Origin of the sequence: Spirosoma sp. (assembly GCF_048594605.1) — a bacterium.
Taxonomy (GTDB): domain Bacteria; phylum Bacteroidota; class Bacteroidia; order Cytophagales; family Spirosomataceae; genus Spirosoma.
The window spans coordinates 1-17,174 of record NZ_JBMDWV010000170.1; the positions used below are offsets into that span (position 1 = coordinate 1).

A 17,174-nucleotide genomic window follows, 5' to 3' on the forward strand; every position below is an offset into this window, starting at 1 on the left:
TGGAGGTCATTGCTTAACTGATTTTTATGGGTTGGATTTCATCAGGCTCTGTTGCGTTAGCCAGTCGGCGAACCGCTCAATCCAGTGATCCGTTGGCAGATTTTGTTTGTTCATCCCAAAACCGTGGCCTCCCTTGGCGTACATATGCAGCTCAACAGGGCGTTTGGCTGCCAGCCACTTGCTGTATAAGGATACGCTGTGCGGAGCTAAATTCAACTGATCATCAGACGCGCAGACAATGAACATCGGTGGCGCATCCGTAGCGACCGAACTTTGCAGGGCATCAGGCATGTAGGCGTAAACAGGCGCTACAAACGCTGGTTTATTGTCCGCTGTGTAATTAAAAGCCGCTGAAGCCGTTACCGTACCACCCGCCGAAAAGCCCAGAATACCAACCCGATCGGGAGAAATTCCGTACTCAGCCGCGTGCTTGCGAACATAGGCAACAGCCGCTTTCCCATCGGCAATCGTTAGCGGAATGGTGGCTTTGTTCTCGGCCTCCCATTCGGCTTTGCGTGGCCCGTTCATGCCCGCCATCATATCGGCAAACGGATCGTCGGTGTTGATGTGAGCGGTGCGGTATTTCAATACAAACGCGGTGACGCCTTTTTTAGCCAGCCAGGTTGCGGCATCATTCCCCTCGTTATCAATCGCCAGGAAATGGAAGCCTCCACCCGGACAGATGATAACGGACGTACCGTTAGCAACAGCTGGGTCGGCCGGAAACACGGTAAGCGTCGGGTTGACAACGTTGAAAACCGTCATCAGCTTGATGGCGTTTTTATTATTCTTTTTTTCCTCCCAGTTCCATTTCTCGGAACCAGGAGCCGGACCATCGTACAGCCGAACCTCCTTCTGCTGGGCCTGAGCCATCCCCGATAACAGGACGAATACAACGAAAAGCGCTCTCATGGCTGATTTTATTTTTGAACCCCTAAATCCCCTTCAGGAGACATGGGGAAATGCTAATGCGTGTAAACCTCCCAGCCCATGTAGTTTTCCATGGCTTCTTTCAGAATTCCGGCCGTTTTGGAGGCATTCATCACTACGTGGTGCTCGAATCCATTCCGGCAGATGTACTGCATCAGTCCCTGTAAGTTATCGATCTGAGCCACAGCGCGGTTGCCGAACGTATTAAGTGTATCGTCGGTCAGCATACCTTCGCCAATATAGGCTTTCATAATTCCTTTCGGGTCATCGGTGCTGATACGTCCGAAGGTGAGCGGATTAGCGGGCGTACGACCGGCCAGTGCCCCATACGTATTTTCTTCGCCAACGGTGGTTCCCAGAATTGGGGCTGTACTGATCTCAATATCAGGCAAAAACGACTTAGCCCAGTTTCCGCAGTGGAACAGTACGCACTTGTTTTCATCGTCGGCGTAGTTGTTGTTCCAGTCGACCAGCGCACTCGGTGAGCCGGAGGCCAGTTGCATGGCGTACATACTAAGCGTACCCGTTACGTCGACTTCGCAGGCGCTGGGGAGCATATTCTCGCTCATGATGCTCATGCTCGTACAGACGTTACAGCCATAGTTTTGCTGAAGCGACGTCCAGCACTGAATCGCCGTCGCGTCGAGCGCGTGTTCCTGCATGAAATCGTTCAGCACTACGTCCAGCTTGGCAATCTGCACCAGTTTGTCGTCGGGGGTGCGTCCGGTGGGCGTATAGGCTTTGATAGCTTCGAGCCGGTCTTTCACCGATTGATCGGCTGCGGTGAGCTTGTTGGCCGACCCCAGAATATGCGACAGATCGATGGTGACGACCGAAATCCCGTTCCGTTGTAGAATCTTCTCACTATACCGTACTGTATTAAAGGCACCCGGACGTGCACCAACCGCGCCAATCCGAACGTTACGTAGCCCTTTCACCACCCGGCAAACCGCCAGGAAATTTTTCAGATCCGTCTGAAAGCCAGGGTCGGAGGGATGCACGACGTGCTTTGTCGTGAGTGAGTACTTAATCCCGAACTGGTATAAGTTGTTACAAACCGAAATTTTGCCGCACCACGCATCACGACGACGCGCTACGTCCATCCGGTTCAAATCGTCGGGGTAGGCCTGAATGAGGACTGGTACGTCCAACCGAGCCAGTTTCAGGGTTTCGGCAACGCCTTTTTCATCACCAAAGTTGGGTAGCACCACCAGAACGCCCATAATCTCATCGGCATGTTTGCGAAACAGTTCGGCACATTTCTGGGCCTCCTGAAAGGTTTCAACACCCCCCAATTTGGTGGCCGATTCGGGAAGCATGATCGGATTAACGCCCGCTTTCTGAAAGGCATCCAGCAAATCGGTCCGGCATTCGCCCACTAGTTTATCGGGGAAGAAATCCCGGTTTCCAATAATAACGCCTAAGGTGATGGGAGCACTCGTTTTTACATTCATGGGTTAGTAGATCGCTATGCGTCAAACGGTAAGTGGGTCTTGTTGCGTTCATACTTACCGGCTTAGCAAAGATAAAAACAATAAATAGAAAACAAAAGAAAGAAAACGAAACATACGTACTTTAGTAGACAGTCAATAATCAAGATTTTAGCCTTACTTTGATTGAATAAACAACAAATTTAAGTAGCCTTCATCGGTCATTTCGTGCGTTTAGAGCCAATTAATGGTACCGAATTGATAATTATTTTTTTAAATACGGGCTAAATTTTCCTTTGCTTTCTAAAGTGTTCCTACTTTTGCTTTTTAATCGTTTTCTTTCTCTCGCAAATGAAAAAAGTTCTTTCCATACTCTTTCTACTTTTATCATTCTTTTCGTGGGGCTACGCGCAGAATCAGGCAACCTGGATCTGGTATCCGGGCGATTTCGAGATCTGGCTGGGCAACAACATGCAGAATCGACGGACGGAGCGCACTACGTTCCTGCCGCCGTTCTGGAAGCTCGACAGTCATTACAACCTAATTGATTTTCATAAGGATTTTGACCTGGCACAAGCCGAAGAGGTAGAGCTGTTTGTAGAGGGGAAATACAACGTAAAAATTGATGGAAAAGCGTATCCGGGCTACCCAAAGCGGATTACCGTACCGGCTGGCAAGCACAAAGTGAGTCTTAAAGTCTTCTGTCAGGATCGGGTTCCGGCGATTTACGTTCGGGGCAGGAACGTAGTGTCGGACGCTACGTGGCTTGTTACGTTCGAGGATAAGGAATGGATTGACGAAACGGGGAAAGCGTCCGATCAGTCGGGTACTACGTGGTTGAAAGCGGGTTCCTGGAATTTCAACGATCCACAACTGCCACCCTCGAAATTTCGGCTGAATACCAAAGCATTATCGGCAGTAAAAACTGAGAAAAAGCAGGGTTCTATCTTTCTGGATTTCGGGAAAGAAACCTTTGGTTTTGTCAAACTTCACGGCTTGTCGGGTAAAGGCAACGTCAACATTTATTACGGTGAGTCGCCCGAAGAAGCGCGCGATACGGCCCATACCGAAACCACTGATTTTCTGCAACTAGCACAGACACAGAAACGCGATTCCACGATGGAACTGACTAAAGCGTTTCGCTACGTTAATGTGCTGTTCGATGGGAACGTAGCGATGGATTCGGTGTCGATGCTGTACGAATACTTACCCGTTGCCGACCGGGGCAGTTTTCGCTGCAACGACGAACAGATCAACAAAATCTACGACGTAGCGGCTTATACCCTGCACCTCAACACCCGCGAGTTTTTCATTGACGGCATCAAACGCGACCGCTGGATCTGGTCGGGCGATGCGGCCCAGAGTTACCTGATGAACTACTACCTGCTGTTCGACTCGCCATCGGTTACGCGTACGATGCTGGCGCTACGTGGTAAAGAACCCGTTACGAGCCATATCAATACCATTATGGACTACACACTGTACTGGTTCATAAGTATTTACGATTACTACCAGTACACAGGCGACAAAGCGTTTATCGAGCAGTTTTACCCGCGCATGCAAAGTCTGATGAACTACTGTCTGGACCGACGTAACAAAAACGGCCTACTGGAAGGACTCGCTGGCGACTGGGTGTTTATCGACTGGGCCGAAGGATTGAGCAAGAAAGGTGAAGTCAGTTTTGAGCAATTGCTGTTTGCCCGCAGTCTGGAAACGATGGCTTTATGCGCCAATCTGGTGAACGATAGCCAAAACGCGCAAAAATACAATCAACTGGCTGCCGACGTAAAGAATAAGCTGTTCAGCGCATACTGGAGCGACAGCAAACATGCACTCGTACACAGCCGGGTGGATGGCAAACCGACGGACAACGTAACGCGCTACGCTAACATGTTCGCCATTTTCTTCAACTATCTGAATGACACTCAGAAACAGGCTGTTAAACAATACGTTCTACTGAATCCAGACGTGCCGAAAATTACCACGCCGTATATGCGTTTCTACGAACTCGAAGCACTCTGTGCGCTGGGTGAACAGAGCTACGTAACAAAGGAGATAAAGGATTACTGGGGCGGCATGTTGAACCTCGGTGCTACGTCCTTCTGGGAAGAATACAATCCGACGAAGAAAGGCGCGGAGCATTACGCCATGTATGGACGCAATTATGGCAAGAGTCTGTGCCACGCCTGGGGAGCCAGCCCAATTTATTTGCTTGGTAAATATTACCTGGGCGTAAAGCCCACCAGCCCGGCCTACGCTACGTATCTGATTGAACCCCAACTCGGTGGCCTGCAATGGATAGACGGCAAAGTACCCACGCCAGAAGGCGACATCAGCGTGTATTGCAGCACCAAGGAAATCAAAGTAACGGGAGCCGCCGGAACCGGAACGCTTCGTTTTAAAAGCAAAGCCAAACCCATCTGCAAACAGGGGGTAGTCCGCGCTACGGGCAATGGTACATACGAACTAACGATCGAAAAAGGAAAGAACTACGTAGTGAATTATAAGGGGTAAAGTTTTGAATTAATTGCCTTTTTAGAAACGCGTATTTATGGTATAGTTGGCTATACCATAAATACGCGTTTTTGAAAATAGATGAACCCTGACACTTATTAAATTGAACCAGCTATGACCGAATACCAGGCAAAATCAAACGGTTCTTTATCGTTTGATGTAACGAAAGGTGATAGTCAAATTGGCAAGCTTATCTACCAAAGCTGGTTTACGTTTAATTCAACGCTAGAACTGGCCAATGGCTTAATCTATACGATTGAGCCGAAAGGTTTTTGGGGCACAACAATTGAACTTAAGGATGGCGATAAGGTACGGCTAAAATTCAAAATGAACTGGAATGGAGACATAGTTATACAAACGTATTTCGATGGCTTTGAAAAAGGGTATGTTTTCAAACATAAAGGTATTTTTAAAGAGTCGTTTTTGCTGATAGATCAGGACGGTATTGAATTGCTGGTTACGAAACCGCAGATAAAATGGAGCAAAATGAATTACGAATATCAAATTATGGTATCTGACGCTTTTGAGGCTCTTGCCAACAAAGAAATACTGTTGATAACCTCAGTACACTGTGCCAATTATTACATGTCTATGATGATGGCGGCAGGAGCTCCGGGAGCATAGTCAAAACCCACCCGACAGTCACATGAATCCTACGAACACACGAATTTATAAAATGTCGTTTGCGGGCGTCTATCCGCACTACGTTCAGAAAGCGGAGAAAAAAGGACGGACCCGAGAAGAAGTCGATACGATTATCTTCTGGCTTACAGGCTACAACGCCCAAACCTTACAACAGCACATCGACAACCGAACGACGTTCGAAGCTTTTTTTGCCGAAGCGCCACAACTTAATCCGAACGTATCAAAAATTACCGGCGTAATCTGCGGGTATCGCATTGAAGAAATTGAAGACGAATTGATGAGAAAGATTCGCTACCTGGATAAGTTGATCGATGAACTGGCCAAAGGCAAACCAATGGAAAAGATTTTGAGAAGATAGATCATCCGCGATACAAGCGATGACGAGCTGTGCTTCCTACCTTTTGGCTTCAACATTACGACTTTCGGCTACATCTGTTTTCTGAGTGGTGCAGAACTTTGCATCATCAAAAAACAGAAAACATGGACTTAAAAAACAGCACTGTCCTTATTACAGGCGGCACCAGCGGAATTGGTTTAGAGCTTGTCAGGCAACTCACAGAACAGGGCGCAACCGTCATCGTGACCGGCCGGAAACTCGATGCCCTGGACGAAACAAAAAAGCAATTTCCGGACGTTCACACGTTTCAAAGCGATGTCAGCAACCTAAAAGACATCGAGCAACTCTACAAGGACGTAACACAACAGTTTCCGAAGCTGAACATCATTATCAACAACGCCGGATTGATGCGCCTTATTGATTTGCAGGATTCGTCGCTGAGCCTGGACAATATCAATCAGGAAATTGCCACCAATCTTACGGGTACTGTCCAAATGGTGCATCAGTTTTTGCCGCATCTGGTGAAACAGAAATCGGCCGCCATTGTGAACGTATCATCGGGGATTGCCTTTATGTCCTATTCGGTGGCGCCCATCTACAGCGCCACCAAAGCGGGCGTTCGTGCCTATACGCAGGCATTACGTTTGCAACTGGAAGATACGAATGTAAAGGTCTTCGAAATGATTCCGCCGGGGGTGAATACCAACCTGCAAAACGACTGGGCTATTACTCCTAATCCTAGCATGATGATGAGTGTAGAGCAGATGGTCAGCGTGGCGATAAAAGGACTTCAAAACGATAAGAAAGAGCTAAAACCGTTTGCGATCAACCTGATAAAAATCGCCAGTCGAGTAGCGCCTGGATTACTATTGAATTTTGGTCATAGTGAATTCAGGAAATTCAAAGCGCAGAAAAACTAAGCCATGAAAAAGCTATTTTTTGCAATCTTCCTGCTCTGTTTTTCTGTGGTAAGTTTTGCGCAGCAACCGGCAGATAAAATCAGTGGTATCTGGCACAGTATCGATTCAGACGTTGGGCTTCGGTTCGAAATTTACAAAACAAACAATACGTATTCCGGAAAACTTTTGTGGGCTTCGACCATGTATGAAGCCGATGGAAAAACGCCGAAAAACGATTATAAGAATCCTGACAAAAGTTTGCGTTACCGATCAAGGCAAAATATCGTCAATATTACCAATCTCGTCTACGACGATGGCGAATACACCGACGGTAAACTGTATAATCCGGATGATGGCCGAACGTATCGGCTGAAAGCCCAATTAAAAAACAGCAGTGAGCTGGAATTCCGTGGCTACGTAGGCATTTCCCTGTTAGGCCAAACCATGAAACTTAACCGAGTACCATAACTTGTAAATCACATGACAAAGAGCATCATTAGTATCGTACTGATAGCTGTTTCAGCTTTTCTGAGTGTCAAACATGGTTGGGATGCCTTTCAGCCCAGCACGCCCGAGCAGGCAAAAATGATGGCGAATCTGGGCATCACGAAATCGGTAATGCCGTTTTTCGGCGTATTCTCTATTATTATCGGATTGATGTTGCTGTTTCCGCAGACGTTTTTCATCGGCAACGTATTGAATGCGATTACGATTGTGTTGATCATGGCGTTGTCGTTACGGGCGGGCGACTACCGAATGGCGCTGATTGAAATTCCGTTTCTTGCGATGCCGCTGATCATGATCTGGCTGAAATATCCATTCAAAAACTAATTGAGGGTATGACTATCCTAAAACCAATCCGGATAAAGTCCATTACGGAAGGGCACCGACTGGCGCAACTTCCCAAGCCGCATCATCCACTGGTCAGCATCATTGACGTAAGCGGCCTGAAAAACAATCCAGATGTCAATGCCGTAATCTTTGATTTCTATGTTGTCTCCCTAAAAAGAGGTTGCGACAAGCTGATCTATGGCCAGCAGAGGTACGATTTCGACGAAGGCTTAATGGCGTTTATGGCACCCGGACAAATTTTGCGTGGGGAAGAAAATGGCGTGCCAGTCAATCTGGAGGGCTGGATGCTGTTCATACACCCCGATTTTTTATGGGGAACGCCACTGGCCAAAAAAATCAAGCAATTCGATTATTTCGATTACGCCACCAACGAAGCTTTGTTTCTTTCCGAAAAGGAAGAAACGATTATTAACGGCATTATCGACAATATTCGTCAGGAGTACCAGGCCAATCTTGACAAGTTCAGTCAGGACGTAATTATTGCCCAATTAGAGCTCTTGTTTACGTATGCGCAACGCTTTTACGAACGGCAGTTCATCACGCGGAAAATAACCAACAGCAAAGTCCTGACCCGGCTGGAGGACGTACTGACTGACTATTTCAACAATGAAGATCTGATTACTAAGGGCCTGCCATCCGTGCAATACATTGCCGATACGCTTAACATATCGACCAAATATCTGAGCAGCTTATTGAAGCAGCACACTGGACTAACCACCCAGCAACACATTCACGAAAAGCTCATGGAGAAAGCCAAAGAGAAACTCTCCACGACCGACCTGTCTGTCAGTGAGATCGCCTATGAGCTGGGCTTCGAGCACTCGCAGAGCTTCAGCAAATTCTTCAAAAGCAAAACTCACCAATCGCCCGTCGAATTCCGGCAGTCCTTTAACTAGGTGCTACGTCCACAGGCTCGTCCGTCGTTGCATCGCGGATGGGCGAAGGAACGTGTGGATTTTTTGGATACAACTTGCGCGGATTTGGATAACATGGCTGCTACGTCTTCAGGCGACATTTGTGCTGTAAACCAAATGATGTTATGATACAGGCAAAAGCATACGCAGCCCTTGCACAAGATGCCCAATTGGAGCCCTGGAATTTTGAAAGACGAGACGTAGGTCCGCACGATGTTCAGGTGCAGATTTTGTACTGTGGCGTTTGCCATACAGACATCCACAACGTGCATAACGATTGGGGTATCAGTATTTTTCCGCTGGTGCCCGGTCACGAAATCGTGGGTAAAATCATCGCCGTTGGTGAACACGTAACGAAATTTAAGGTTGGTGATACGGCCGGAGTGGGCACGATCATCCATTCGTGTCGGGAATGTGAAGACTGCCAAAGTGGTCATGAACAATTTTGCTCCGTTAGTCCAGTGCAGACGTACAATAATTTAGATACAGAAGGTAAGCCTACGTATGGCGGCTATTCGAATACGATTGTTGTCAACGAAGATTTTACGCACCACATTTCCGATAAACTAGATCTTGCTGCGGTTGCGCCATTGCTGTGCGCTGGCATCACTACGTGGTCGCCACTACGTAAATGGAAAGTAGGCAAAGGCCATAAGCTGGCCGTAGTCGGATTGGGTGGTTTGGGGCATATGGCTGTGAAATTTGGCGTAGCGCTGGGGGCAGAGGTAACCATAATCAGTACATCACCCAATAAAGCAGAAGCGGCAAAAGAACTGGGAGCCCATCATTTTGTTGTCTCGAAAGACGATGAGCAAATGAAATCCGTTTTCCATTCGTTCGATTTTGTTCTGGACAGCGTATCGGCCGATCACGACATAAATCCATATCTGGCCATCCTGAAAACGAACGGTACGTATATCAACCTGGGCCTGCCGCCCAAACCATGGGAGATTTCATCGTTTTCCGTCGTTGCCGGTAACAAAGCCATTACGGGTTCGGGAGTTGGCGGCTTGCAGGAAACGCAGAATATGCTGGATTTCTGCGCCGAAAACAACATTGTTTCCGACATTGAACTGATTGACATGAAAGACATTAACACCGCTTTTGACCGCCTGGCAAAGGGCGATGTACGCTATCGGTTTGTGATCGATATGTCAACGCTGTAAATTTCGTAGTCATGCAGCGGAAGAAGCTCTTCCGCTGCGACGTCAAATAAGATTCAGATGAAAAAACATGCCGTATCACCCCATATCATTCAATCCATTTCCGAATGGCACCAATTGTTCAGGCTGCCTAAACCCCTGCATCCGTTGATCAGTGTGCTGGACGTTAGTCTGCTGGACTACAGTCATTCGGATGTGTGGAAGCACTTTTCGCACGATTTCTATTGCGTTGCGCTGAAACAGTCGCATACCTGCAAAATGATGTACGGACAGCGTGATTATGATTTCAACGAAGGCGTTATGACGTTTACCAAACCGGGGCAGGTTTTCAAGCTACAGCCATTGCCCCATGCGACCACAACCGGCTATTTACTCTTGTTCAAACCCGACCTGATCCGGAATTTTACGCTGGGCAAAACGATCAGTAGTTATGGCTATTTTTCGTACGACATTGCCGAATCGCTCCATTTGTCAGACAGCGAGCAAACGACCATTAATTCGCTGATACAACAGATCGATCAGGAACTGAAGGTAAACATCGACCATTTCAGTCAGGATATTATCGTATCGCACATAGAGTTGCTGCTCAACTACGCCAACCGTTTTTATAACCGGCAATTCATCACCCGAAAGGCACACAGCCACGACCTGCTGTCGAAAGTAGACGAGTTGCTTACGGATTATTTTAACGATGAAAAAAATCTGTTTTCGGGGCTTCTCACAGTTCAATACCTAGCAGATCAACTCAACGTAACACCCGATTATTTGAGCGATATGCTACGTTCGCTGACTGGCCAAACCACCCAGCAGCACATTCACAACAAGCTCATCGAAAAATCGAAAGAGTTGCTGACCACCACTCAGATGACTGTCAGCGAAATAGCGTATCAGTTAGGGTTTGAGTACCCGCAATCGTTCAACAAGCTGTTTAAAAACAAAACGAACGTATCACCGCTGGAATTCCGGCAGTCCTTTAATTAATCGCTACGTTCGTTTTCCATACAGCAGCAGTCGTTTAAAGGCATACATAGCCGGAAATTTTTTAAACGCCTGTTGGATACGATTTTTAAATGCGTCAATAAATAATTGTTGCTCGCTGGGTGACATCCTTTCCAGATACGGCACCAACGCAGAACCCGAGATAAAATCGAATAAGTTGTCGGCATCATCGGCAATGATCGGATAAACTTTCTGGATGATCTGAATATCCTGCAAACCGTGTTCAAACATCAGTTGTGCATACTGGTCGATAGGTAACAGGGGCGACGTTCGTTTCCAACCCTGCAGATAAGCCACAAACGGTTTTTCCTGCACCAGTTCATATAAAAGCTTATTCAGCAGGTTCTCGTGCTGTACCGGCATCTGCACGGCAAATTGGCCTCTGTCGCTCAATTTGGCTATTAATTGCGGAAACAGCGCTTCATGATCGTTCGACCACTGCAAAGCCGCATTGCTAAAAAGCAAATCCCATTGCTGGGGCGACGTATCGGCAATAAAGGCCTCAACACTCGTATTTTCAAAATGTAGATTCTTACGTTCGAACGCTTTGCTCTTGGCCAGCATTTCGGGCGATGGGTCTATGCCAACAAAGGTTGCTTTTGGAAATTGCTCCGATAAAATACGGGTTTGCTCACCTGTACCGCATCCTATATCCACAGCTTTTTTTAATCCCTTATCGGATATCAAGACCATCAAATCAAAAAATGGCTGATAACGGATATCTTTAAATTGATTGTACACGTCAGGATTCCAAGGCATAACGCTTTAGTACGTTGGCTTATTTCGTTAATTTAATTGAAGGTACTGATCTGGCTACAACATTCCCTATACTACCTCTTTCTGATATTCTGTGTTCCGGTAGTTGGTAAATGGCTAGATAAGCAACGTAGCAAATACGTGCTAATTCCCTACGTTATCATCCACGATCACATCACAAATGTTGGATGCCTCTGTTTAAGCAACCCTGCGCATAACTGGACTTTTCAACAAATAACTTTGGACTTTTAAGCAAACGAGCTTTCTGTTTCACTACTGACATTTGTGCTTTCAATTGTCAATAATGGAAACGAAAGAAACAGTATTGGTGACAGGAGGTTCGGGGTTTATTGCCTCTTATTGTATCATTGCTTTGCTTAACAAGGGTTACAAAGTAAAAGCTACGTTACGTTCGCTAAAAAAAGCGGAGAGTGTAAAGCAGATGTTGAAAGAAGGCGGCATTCGGTCATTGGATGGGTTATCGTTTGTAGAAGCTGATTTGCAGAATGAAGCAGGCTGGCCTAAAGCCGTTGACGGTTGTCAGTACGTTATCCACGTGGCCTCACCGACACCCTATACTGCTGCAAGAACAGAGGATGATTTCGTCATTCCCGCCAAAAACGGTGTGCTCTTTGTGTTGCGAGCCGCAAAAAATGCAGGCGTAAAACGAGTGGTGCTTACCTCGGCTTTCGGCGCTGTAGGGTTTGGGACCGTAAAAACTACTCTTTATACGGAAGAAGATTGGACAGTCATCAACGACACGGTTGCACCTTACCAACGTTCCAAAACTATTTCGGAAAAAGCGGCCTGGGATTTTATAGCAAACGAAGGCAAAGGAATGGAGCTTGCCGTGGTAAACCCGACGGGCGTTTTGGGGCCTGTTTTATCCGAGGATTTTTCGCATTCCATTCAAAATATCAAACAGATGCTGAATGGTAGTATGAAAGCCTGTCCGAAAATAATTTCGGGATATGTAGATGTACGCGACGTAGCCGATTTGCATGTTAAAGCCATGACAATGCCACAGGCAAACGGTCAACGCTTTATAGCCGTTGCAGGAGAAGGATTGTCGCTTTTGGACATAGCCAATGTGCTCGGAGAAAATCTGGGAGAAAAAGCGATTAACGTACCAACCAGAGAATTACCAAACTGGCTTATCAAGTTATTGGCCATATTCAATCCAAAATTGAAAGCGGCTGCTCCTTATTTAGGCATGGTGAAACGAGCAAGCAGCGAAAAAGCCATCAACATGTTAGGGTGGAAGCCCCGCTCTGCTCAAGAAGCTATTTTAGCCACTGCGAATAGTTTGATAAAATTAGATCTTGTAAACTAAACAGGTATGAAAATAATCATCACCGGCGCTACAGGCTTGGTTGGCGAAGGCGTTTTACTAGTCTGTCTGGAAAACCCCGCTGTTACGGAGGTACTGATTATAAATAGAAAATCACTCGCGCTAAAACACGAAAAGCTAAATGAGCTACTGGTAAACGATTTTTCAGAAATCAAAAACTATGCTGAGCCATTGAAAAATTATGATGCCTGCTTTTTTTGTGCTGGTGCAAGTGCAGTTGGCGAAAATGAAGAATCGTTCACCCGAAAAACGTTTGACTTTGTTGTTCCATTTGCTGAAACATTGTCGAAAATTAATTCGGCAATGACATTTATCTATGTTTCAGGCAATCGTACCGACAGCACAGAACAAGGCAACGTAATGTGGGCACGCGTAAAAGGAAGAACCGAAAATGCGTTGCTGAAATTACCCTTCAAGGCAGTTTATAATTTTCGTCCCGGATTTATGAAGCCAGTAAAAGGACAGCAAAACGTCCGGTTTATCTACCGAGTTTTTGAACTCTTTTATCCTTTATGGTTATTGATCTTTCCGAATTGGGCGTGTACCATGCGGGAAGTGGGGCTGGCAATGATTAATTGTGTAGCCAAAGGATATAACAAATCAATTTTAGAAGTTAGTGATATACGATTGCAGGCGAAGCAATGAAAATAACGGAAATAAAATCCTGTTTTGTTGGTCCGGCTATTTCGCCCGAACAATTCATTGCCGAACATTTCTTTTTGTTTCTGGCAAAGGGAATCATGAATGGCTACGACGGCAATAAACAGTACGTACTGAAAGCAGGCGAAAGTTGTCTGGTTCGTAAAAACAGATTGGCTCGTTACAACAAAATAAAAGTGAATAGTGAGTTTGAAAAAGTTATTATTTTTTTCGACGAGAATTTCCTTAAAGAATTTCAAAGGAAGCACCCGATAACGTGTCATAATAATACGTCAAAAGACGCTTTTATTAAGCTCAAAAAGGATAAATTAGTCAATAGCTTTCTGCTATCATTGGAACCTTATTACATGGATTCTGGAAATATCAGCGAAACATTTTCTGATTTAAAACGAGAAGAATTATTGCTTATCCTGTTGCAGTTGCAACCTGAATTGTCAGGTATTCTCTTCGACTTTGACATTCCTGGACGGCTGGATCTCGAAGAGTTTATGCATAAGAATTACAAATTCAACGTAAGTCTGGAGCGTTTTGCCTTTCTTACCGGTCGTAGTCTGTCTGCTTTCAAACGAGATTTTAAAGTCATTTTTAATGAAACGCCCAATCGTTGGCTGGTCAGAAGACGATTGCAGGAAGCCCGGTTTCTGATTGAAGAACAGAGACAAAGACCAACAGAGATTTATCTGGATTTAGGCTTTGAAGATTTATCGCATTTCTCATTTGCGTTTAAGAAGGAGTTTGGGTTACCGCCGGGTAACGTAGTAAAATGAGAATGATTTAGATGCGTAGTATAGCTGACCATCTACTGTACTAATCAATACGCTCTAAGTGTATTGCTACGTATCGTCATACACGTTCAGTAGCATAGAATTCAAAAGTTTCTGGATTTGCTACTACGCAATGGTTGATTATTAAATGCCCGTATTATATTTACGAGGAATCACAGTATCCTTATGATACAGAAACAGGTCTCGATTGGCTTATTCGCGCTACTCGTATGCCATATGCTGGCCAGTGCCATCATAGGTATAGGGGGGTGGTGGCAGGCTGAAAACGACTTGTCGGAGCGGTTGCAGGTATACCGTTCGGTGGATAGCATCGTTGAATTTCAAATTCCTTTGACAGATCAGGCTGAATTAACAGCCATTGCGCATACAACTGAGGACGGTTTTCGTTACCGGGGTCATTATTATACGGTTGTGAGTTTAGAGGTACAGAACGGCAGACTGCTGATTGCTGGGCTGGAGGCTCAAAATCATTCCATCTGGCAGGAGGATCTGCTCGCTTTTCTGAACGACCACCTGACGGACTCGTCCGATTCCGGGCACAAAGCCAATCAATTGCTTAAACTTTTGCTTAAAGAGTATTCACCCGGTTCGTCTATATCGCTCCAGGTGTTACCGAGTACCCTAGTCCCAACTTTTCGGATTGCCGGTACCTCTGTTGCTTTCTCCACGCGCACCGCGCCAATTCACTCTCCTCCGCCAGAAATGGCTGCTTAGGAGAATACTATACCGCTGTACCTATCAAGCGGAGTCAATCGTGTACATTCTCGTTTCTTACTGGTTCCGCTGGTCGTCTTTTTGATACACAGCCTGAGCGTATGCTTGGATTTTCCACGCAACCTGACGATTCGTGTCATTCGTTGTGGGTAAAAATGCATGTCGTTGATTCCCAATACTTGCCTGACTGATTAGAAACGGTTATCAACCACTTAAATACCTGAAGCAGTCAATCGACTGGCAGAACGTCATTCGCCAATGATTATCGTTGCCCACGGGCAATCGAGCTATACGTTTCCATTTCGATCAACTAACACAGGATCAGATCGGAACGCTACGTATGTGTAGTATCAGAACACTACACCCATCATATATTTTCAACACTTTACGTAAAACCACAATGCCTCATATACAACTTCCAGAAGGGCTTCCCGGTATTTTAGGACCAATGGCCTATAGTCCTCAAACGACCAAACCATTAAATGAACTAGCCGAAGTACTGCTACGTACCAATGCTAGTGATTCGCTCACACAGGGTGAACGCGAGCTAATCGCATCTTACACATCCCGGCGAAATGATTGTTTCTTCTGTTCGACCAGCCACGGTGCAGCCGCCGACTATTTGCTCGGACGGGACAAACAGGTGGTAGCCCAAACCTGGGAAAATCCGGACACGGCTCCGGTCTCAGACAAAATGAAAGCACTGCTCACTATTGCTGGTAGCGTTCGGCAGGGCGGAAAATACGTAACACCCGAACAGGTAGCCGAAGCACGGGAGCACGGCGCTACCGATCAGGATATACATGATACGGTGCTGATAGCCGCTGCTTTCTGCATGTACAACCGCTACGTTGATGGCCTTGCTACCTGGGCACCTCAGGACTCAGCGGTTTATGCTGACATGGGTGAAACATTGGCAACGAAAGGCTACGTGCATTTCAACGAAGAGCAGCCCGCTTAGACATACTGAATGGACACGTAGTGTTCATTCGGTTCAGAAAAAATTAGCATAAGTTAGTTTCGTGTTCCTCGCCGGTTCTAACCGGTGAGGACATTTTTACTCGCTTATCGAATTATAGGGTACTTCACGTTTACCTAAACCGATTTTCCCATGAAGATAAATAAATGGAAGATGGCCTTGTTGGTATGGTCTGCTATGTTTCCCTTCAGTACAATCATTAGCTATGGGTTTACTCAGTTGCCATTTATGGCCCACTGGCCGTTAATCGCCCGTACATTCTGCCTGACCTGTTTGCTGGTACCGTATATGGTCTGCCTCGCTCTGCCATTTCTTACCCGTCGCTTTCAGAAATGGCTGCAACAAAATCCTCATCAAACCCATGATCAGCCCCATTTACCTGAGCCATCGTTGTCGGCCCAGGCTGATACAGGGCCGCCTGAAACGAGTCCTGTACTCCGGCAACAGTATGCGCTGTAATCAGCATCCAGGGTCATGTGTAGGATGAGGCTTATTAATCCGTTCATTTAACTAAATCAAAACAAAGTATGGAGTCCCAAAACGAGCAAGTGTTAAAAAATCAGGAATCGATTCTGAGCAACCAGGAAGCAATCCTTAAAAACCAGGAATCGATTCTGAAAAATCAGGATAGTCTCGATTCGATTCTGAGCAACCAAAAAACCATTATTTCCAATCAGGATAGTATTTTAGGTAATCAGGAGGCTATCCTGAAAAACCAGCAATCGCTGGACGCCATCCTCGCCAATCAGGAGACTATCCTTAGCTTACTGAAAAAGTAAACGCTTTCTTCTCCGCGTGCGGCAATGGTAGAGCCGGAAACGAAAAAGTTACCGACCCTACCATTGCCGCACGCGGAACGCTGTGTTGTTACGTATCGTCAATCTGTTTAATGCCCCCCCCATGTCTACCTCGCTGCGGCCAGTCCGTCGTATTCCGATTCTTTATTTTCTGTTTCTGATCAGCGTTTTGAGCGGCTGGCTCTGGTACATGCGTTCATTGCCAGATGTGGGTTTTCTGGCGCGCCGGTGGGCAGCGGCACTGACGATGGTACTCGGCTCATTTATTGCCGGATCGAGCCCGGAAGGGAGCGCAGCAATTTCGTATCCTGTGTTTACCTTACTGCTGAAGATCCCCCCACCCGTAGCACGTAATTTTTCGTTCGCTATTCAGAGTATTGGTATGACTTCAGCGAGCCTGCTGATTTTAGGATTGCGGGTACGGGTCGACTGGAACTACATCCGATACG

The 17,174-nt window shown here is 46.3% G+C and carries 19 protein-coding genes and 1 pseudogene; 17 read left to right on the forward strand and 3 right to left on the reverse strand.

From position 1 onward, the window contains the following. Window positions 1-24 precede the first annotated feature (24 nt). Both ACOJS8_RS10600 and ACOJS8_RS10605 read right to left on the reverse strand, forming a co-directional pair. Window positions 25-912 carry an alpha/beta hydrolase gene (locus tag ACOJS8_RS10600; protein ID WP_420148515.1) on the reverse strand — a complete coding sequence of 296 codons (888 nt, stop codon included), beginning with the start codon at window positions 910-912 and terminating at the stop codon, window positions 25-27. Between the two features lie 53 nt (window positions 913-965). Next, a complete protein-coding gene (locus ACOJS8_RS10605) occupies window positions 966-2,384 on the reverse strand; it encodes an L-fucose/L-arabinose isomerase family protein (protein WP_420148516.1) in 1,419 nt (472 codons plus the stop codon). 327 nt (window positions 2,385-2,711) lie between these two features. Here ACOJS8_RS10605 and ACOJS8_RS10610 point away from each other — a divergent pair, with 327 nt between their 5' ends. The 9 genes from ACOJS8_RS10610 (at window position 2,712) to ACOJS8_RS10650 (ending at window position 10,665) form a co-directional block, all read left to right on the forward strand. After that, window positions 2,712-4,874, forward strand: coding sequence for an alpha-rhamnosidase (locus ACOJS8_RS10610; protein WP_420148517.1), 2,163 nt, complete (start codon window positions 2,712-2,714; stop codon window positions 4,872-4,874). A gap of 114 nt (window positions 4,875-4,988) precedes the next feature. Next, window positions 4,989-5,498 (forward strand): hypothetical protein, encoded by a 510-nt coding sequence (locus ACOJS8_RS10615; protein ID WP_420148518.1) that lies wholly within the window; start codon window positions 4,989-4,991, stop codon window positions 5,496-5,498. Window positions 5,499-5,520: 22 nt separating this feature from the next. Then, window positions 5,521-5,877 (forward strand): DUF2200 domain-containing protein, encoded by a 357-nt coding sequence (locus ACOJS8_RS10620; RefSeq protein WP_420148519.1) that lies wholly within the window; start codon window positions 5,521-5,523, stop codon window positions 5,875-5,877. A 122-nt stretch (window positions 5,878-5,999) separates the two neighbouring features. Next, entirely contained in the window at window positions 6,000-6,776 is a 777-nt protein-coding gene (locus ACOJS8_RS10625; RefSeq protein ID WP_420148520.1) for an SDR family oxidoreductase, read from the forward strand. 3 nt (window positions 6,777-6,779) lie between these two features. Beyond that, on the forward strand, window positions 6,780-7,223 hold the full coding sequence (locus ACOJS8_RS10630) for a DUF2147 domain-containing protein (protein WP_420148521.1): 444 nt from the start codon (window positions 6,780-6,782) through the stop codon (window positions 7,221-7,223). Between the two features lie 12 nt (window positions 7,224-7,235). Then, window positions 7,236-7,586, forward strand: a complete 351-nt coding sequence (locus ACOJS8_RS10635; RefSeq protein ID WP_420148522.1) for a hypothetical protein — start codon at window positions 7,236-7,238, stop codon at window positions 7,584-7,586. Window positions 7,587-7,594: 8 nt separating this feature from the next. Continuing rightward, entirely contained in the window at window positions 7,595-8,503 is a 909-nt protein-coding gene (locus ACOJS8_RS10640) for a helix-turn-helix domain-containing protein (RefSeq protein ID WP_420148523.1), read from the forward strand. Between the two features lie 143 nt (window positions 8,504-8,646). Beyond that, the gene (locus tag ACOJS8_RS10645; RefSeq protein ID WP_420148524.1) at window positions 8,647-9,687 is read left to right on the forward strand and encodes an NAD(P)-dependent alcohol dehydrogenase; all 1,041 of its coding nucleotides are present in this window, start codon (window positions 8,647-8,649) and stop codon (window positions 9,685-9,687) included. 57 nt (window positions 9,688-9,744) lie between these two features. Continuing rightward, window positions 9,745-10,665: a helix-turn-helix domain-containing protein gene (locus ACOJS8_RS10650; protein ID WP_420148525.1), complete on the forward strand. Its 921-nt coding sequence runs from the start codon at window positions 9,745-9,747 to the stop codon at window positions 10,663-10,665. 3 nt (window positions 10,666-10,668) lie between these two features. On the opposite strand, the gene ACOJS8_RS10655 is transcribed toward ACOJS8_RS10650, so the two are convergent. Continuing rightward, window positions 10,669-11,442 carry a methyltransferase domain-containing protein gene (locus tag ACOJS8_RS10655; protein ID WP_420148526.1) on the reverse strand — a complete coding sequence of 258 codons (774 nt, stop codon included), beginning with the start codon at window positions 11,440-11,442 and terminating at the stop codon, window positions 10,669-10,671. Between the two features lie 301 nt (window positions 11,443-11,743). Between ACOJS8_RS10655 and ACOJS8_RS10660 the strand changes: the two genes are divergently transcribed. From ACOJS8_RS10660 to ACOJS8_RS10695, 8 genes and pseudogenes are all read left to right on the forward strand, one after another. Then, window positions 11,744-12,772 carry an SDR family oxidoreductase gene (locus tag ACOJS8_RS10660; protein ID WP_420148527.1) on the forward strand — a complete coding sequence of 343 codons (1,029 nt, stop codon included), beginning with the start codon at window positions 11,744-11,746 and terminating at the stop codon, window positions 12,770-12,772. A gap of 6 nt (window positions 12,773-12,778) precedes the next feature. Further along, on the forward strand, window positions 12,779-13,435 hold the full coding sequence (locus tag ACOJS8_RS10665; protein ID WP_420148528.1) for an NAD-dependent epimerase/dehydratase family protein: 657 nt from the start codon (window positions 12,779-12,781) through the stop codon (window positions 13,433-13,435). After that, a complete protein-coding gene (locus tag ACOJS8_RS10670) occupies window positions 13,432-14,217 on the forward strand; it encodes a helix-turn-helix domain-containing protein (protein ID WP_420148529.1) in 786 nt (261 codons plus the stop codon). Before ACOJS8_RS10665 ends, ACOJS8_RS10670 begins: the two co-directional genes overlap by 4 nt. Before the next feature lie 183 nt (window positions 14,218-14,400). Continuing rightward, on the forward strand, window positions 14,401-14,949 hold the full coding sequence (locus ACOJS8_RS10675; protein WP_420148530.1) for a hypothetical protein: 549 nt from the start codon (window positions 14,401-14,403) through the stop codon (window positions 14,947-14,949). A 400-nt stretch (window positions 14,950-15,349) separates the two neighbouring features. Further along, on the forward strand, window positions 15,350-15,910 hold the full coding sequence (locus ACOJS8_RS10680; RefSeq protein WP_420148531.1) for a carboxymuconolactone decarboxylase family protein: 561 nt from the start codon (window positions 15,350-15,352) through the stop codon (window positions 15,908-15,910). A gap of 150 nt (window positions 15,911-16,060) precedes the next feature. Next, window positions 16,061-16,387 carry a hypothetical protein gene (locus ACOJS8_RS10685; RefSeq protein WP_420148532.1) on the forward strand — a complete coding sequence of 109 codons (327 nt, stop codon included), beginning with the start codon at window positions 16,061-16,063 and terminating at the stop codon, window positions 16,385-16,387. Window positions 16,388-16,455: 68 nt separating this feature from the next. Then, complete coding sequence (locus tag ACOJS8_RS10690) at window positions 16,456-16,707, forward strand: hypothetical protein (protein ID WP_420148533.1); 252 nt, start codon at window positions 16,456-16,458, stop codon at window positions 16,705-16,707. A 121-nt stretch (window positions 16,708-16,828) separates the two neighbouring features. Continuing rightward, window positions 16,829-17,174 (forward strand): annotated as a pseudogene (locus ACOJS8_RS10695) (sulfite exporter TauE/SafE family protein); the annotation flags it as partial.

Coding starts and splice junctions, on each gene's coding strand:
- ACOJS8_RS10600 (WP_420148515.1), bottom strand. CDS start 912: ATGAGAGCGCTTTTCGTTGTATTCGTCCTGTTATCGGGGATGGCTCAG.
- ACOJS8_RS10605 (WP_420148516.1), bottom strand. CDS start 2,384: ATGAATGTAAAAACGAGTGCTCCCATCACCTTAGGCGTTATTATTGGA.
- ACOJS8_RS10610 (WP_420148517.1), top strand. CDS start 2,712: ATGAAAAAAGTTCTTTCCATACTCTTTCTACTTTTATCATTCTTTTCG.
- ACOJS8_RS10615 (WP_420148518.1), top strand. CDS start 4,989: ATGACCGAATACCAGGCAAAATCAAACGGTTCTTTATCGTTTGATGTA.
- ACOJS8_RS10620 (WP_420148519.1), top strand. CDS start 5,521: ATGAATCCTACGAACACACGAATTTATAAAATGTCGTTTGCGGGCGTC.
- ACOJS8_RS10625 (WP_420148520.1), top strand. CDS start 6,000: ATGGACTTAAAAAACAGCACTGTCCTTATTACAGGCGGCACCAGCGGA.
- ACOJS8_RS10630 (WP_420148521.1), top strand. CDS start 6,780: ATGAAAAAGCTATTTTTTGCAATCTTCCTGCTCTGTTTTTCTGTGGTA.
- ACOJS8_RS10635 (WP_420148522.1), top strand. CDS start 7,236: ATGACAAAGAGCATCATTAGTATCGTACTGATAGCTGTTTCAGCTTTT.
- ACOJS8_RS10640 (WP_420148523.1), top strand. CDS start 7,595: ATGACTATCCTAAAACCAATCCGGATAAAGTCCATTACGGAAGGGCAC.
- ACOJS8_RS10645 (WP_420148524.1), top strand. CDS start 8,647: ATGATACAGGCAAAAGCATACGCAGCCCTTGCACAAGATGCCCAATTG.
- ACOJS8_RS10650 (WP_420148525.1), top strand. CDS start 9,745: ATGAAAAAACATGCCGTATCACCCCATATCATTCAATCCATTTCCGAA.
- ACOJS8_RS10655 (WP_420148526.1), bottom strand. CDS start 11,442: ATGCCTTGGAATCCTGACGTGTACAATCAATTTAAAGATATCCGTTAT.
- ACOJS8_RS10660 (WP_420148527.1), top strand. CDS start 11,744: ATGGAAACGAAAGAAACAGTATTGGTGACAGGAGGTTCGGGGTTTATT.
- ACOJS8_RS10665 (WP_420148528.1), top strand. CDS start 12,779: ATGAAAATAATCATCACCGGCGCTACAGGCTTGGTTGGCGAAGGCGTT.
- ACOJS8_RS10670 (WP_420148529.1), top strand. CDS start 13,432: ATGAAAATAACGGAAATAAAATCCTGTTTTGTTGGTCCGGCTATTTCG.
- ACOJS8_RS10675 (WP_420148530.1), top strand. CDS start 14,401: ATGATACAGAAACAGGTCTCGATTGGCTTATTCGCGCTACTCGTATGC.
- ACOJS8_RS10680 (WP_420148531.1), top strand. CDS start 15,350: ATGCCTCATATACAACTTCCAGAAGGGCTTCCCGGTATTTTAGGACCA.
- ACOJS8_RS10685 (WP_420148532.1), top strand. CDS start 16,061: ATGAAGATAAATAAATGGAAGATGGCCTTGTTGGTATGGTCTGCTATG.
- ACOJS8_RS10690 (WP_420148533.1), top strand. CDS start 16,456: ATGGAGTCCCAAAACGAGCAAGTGTTAAAAAATCAGGAATCGATTCTG.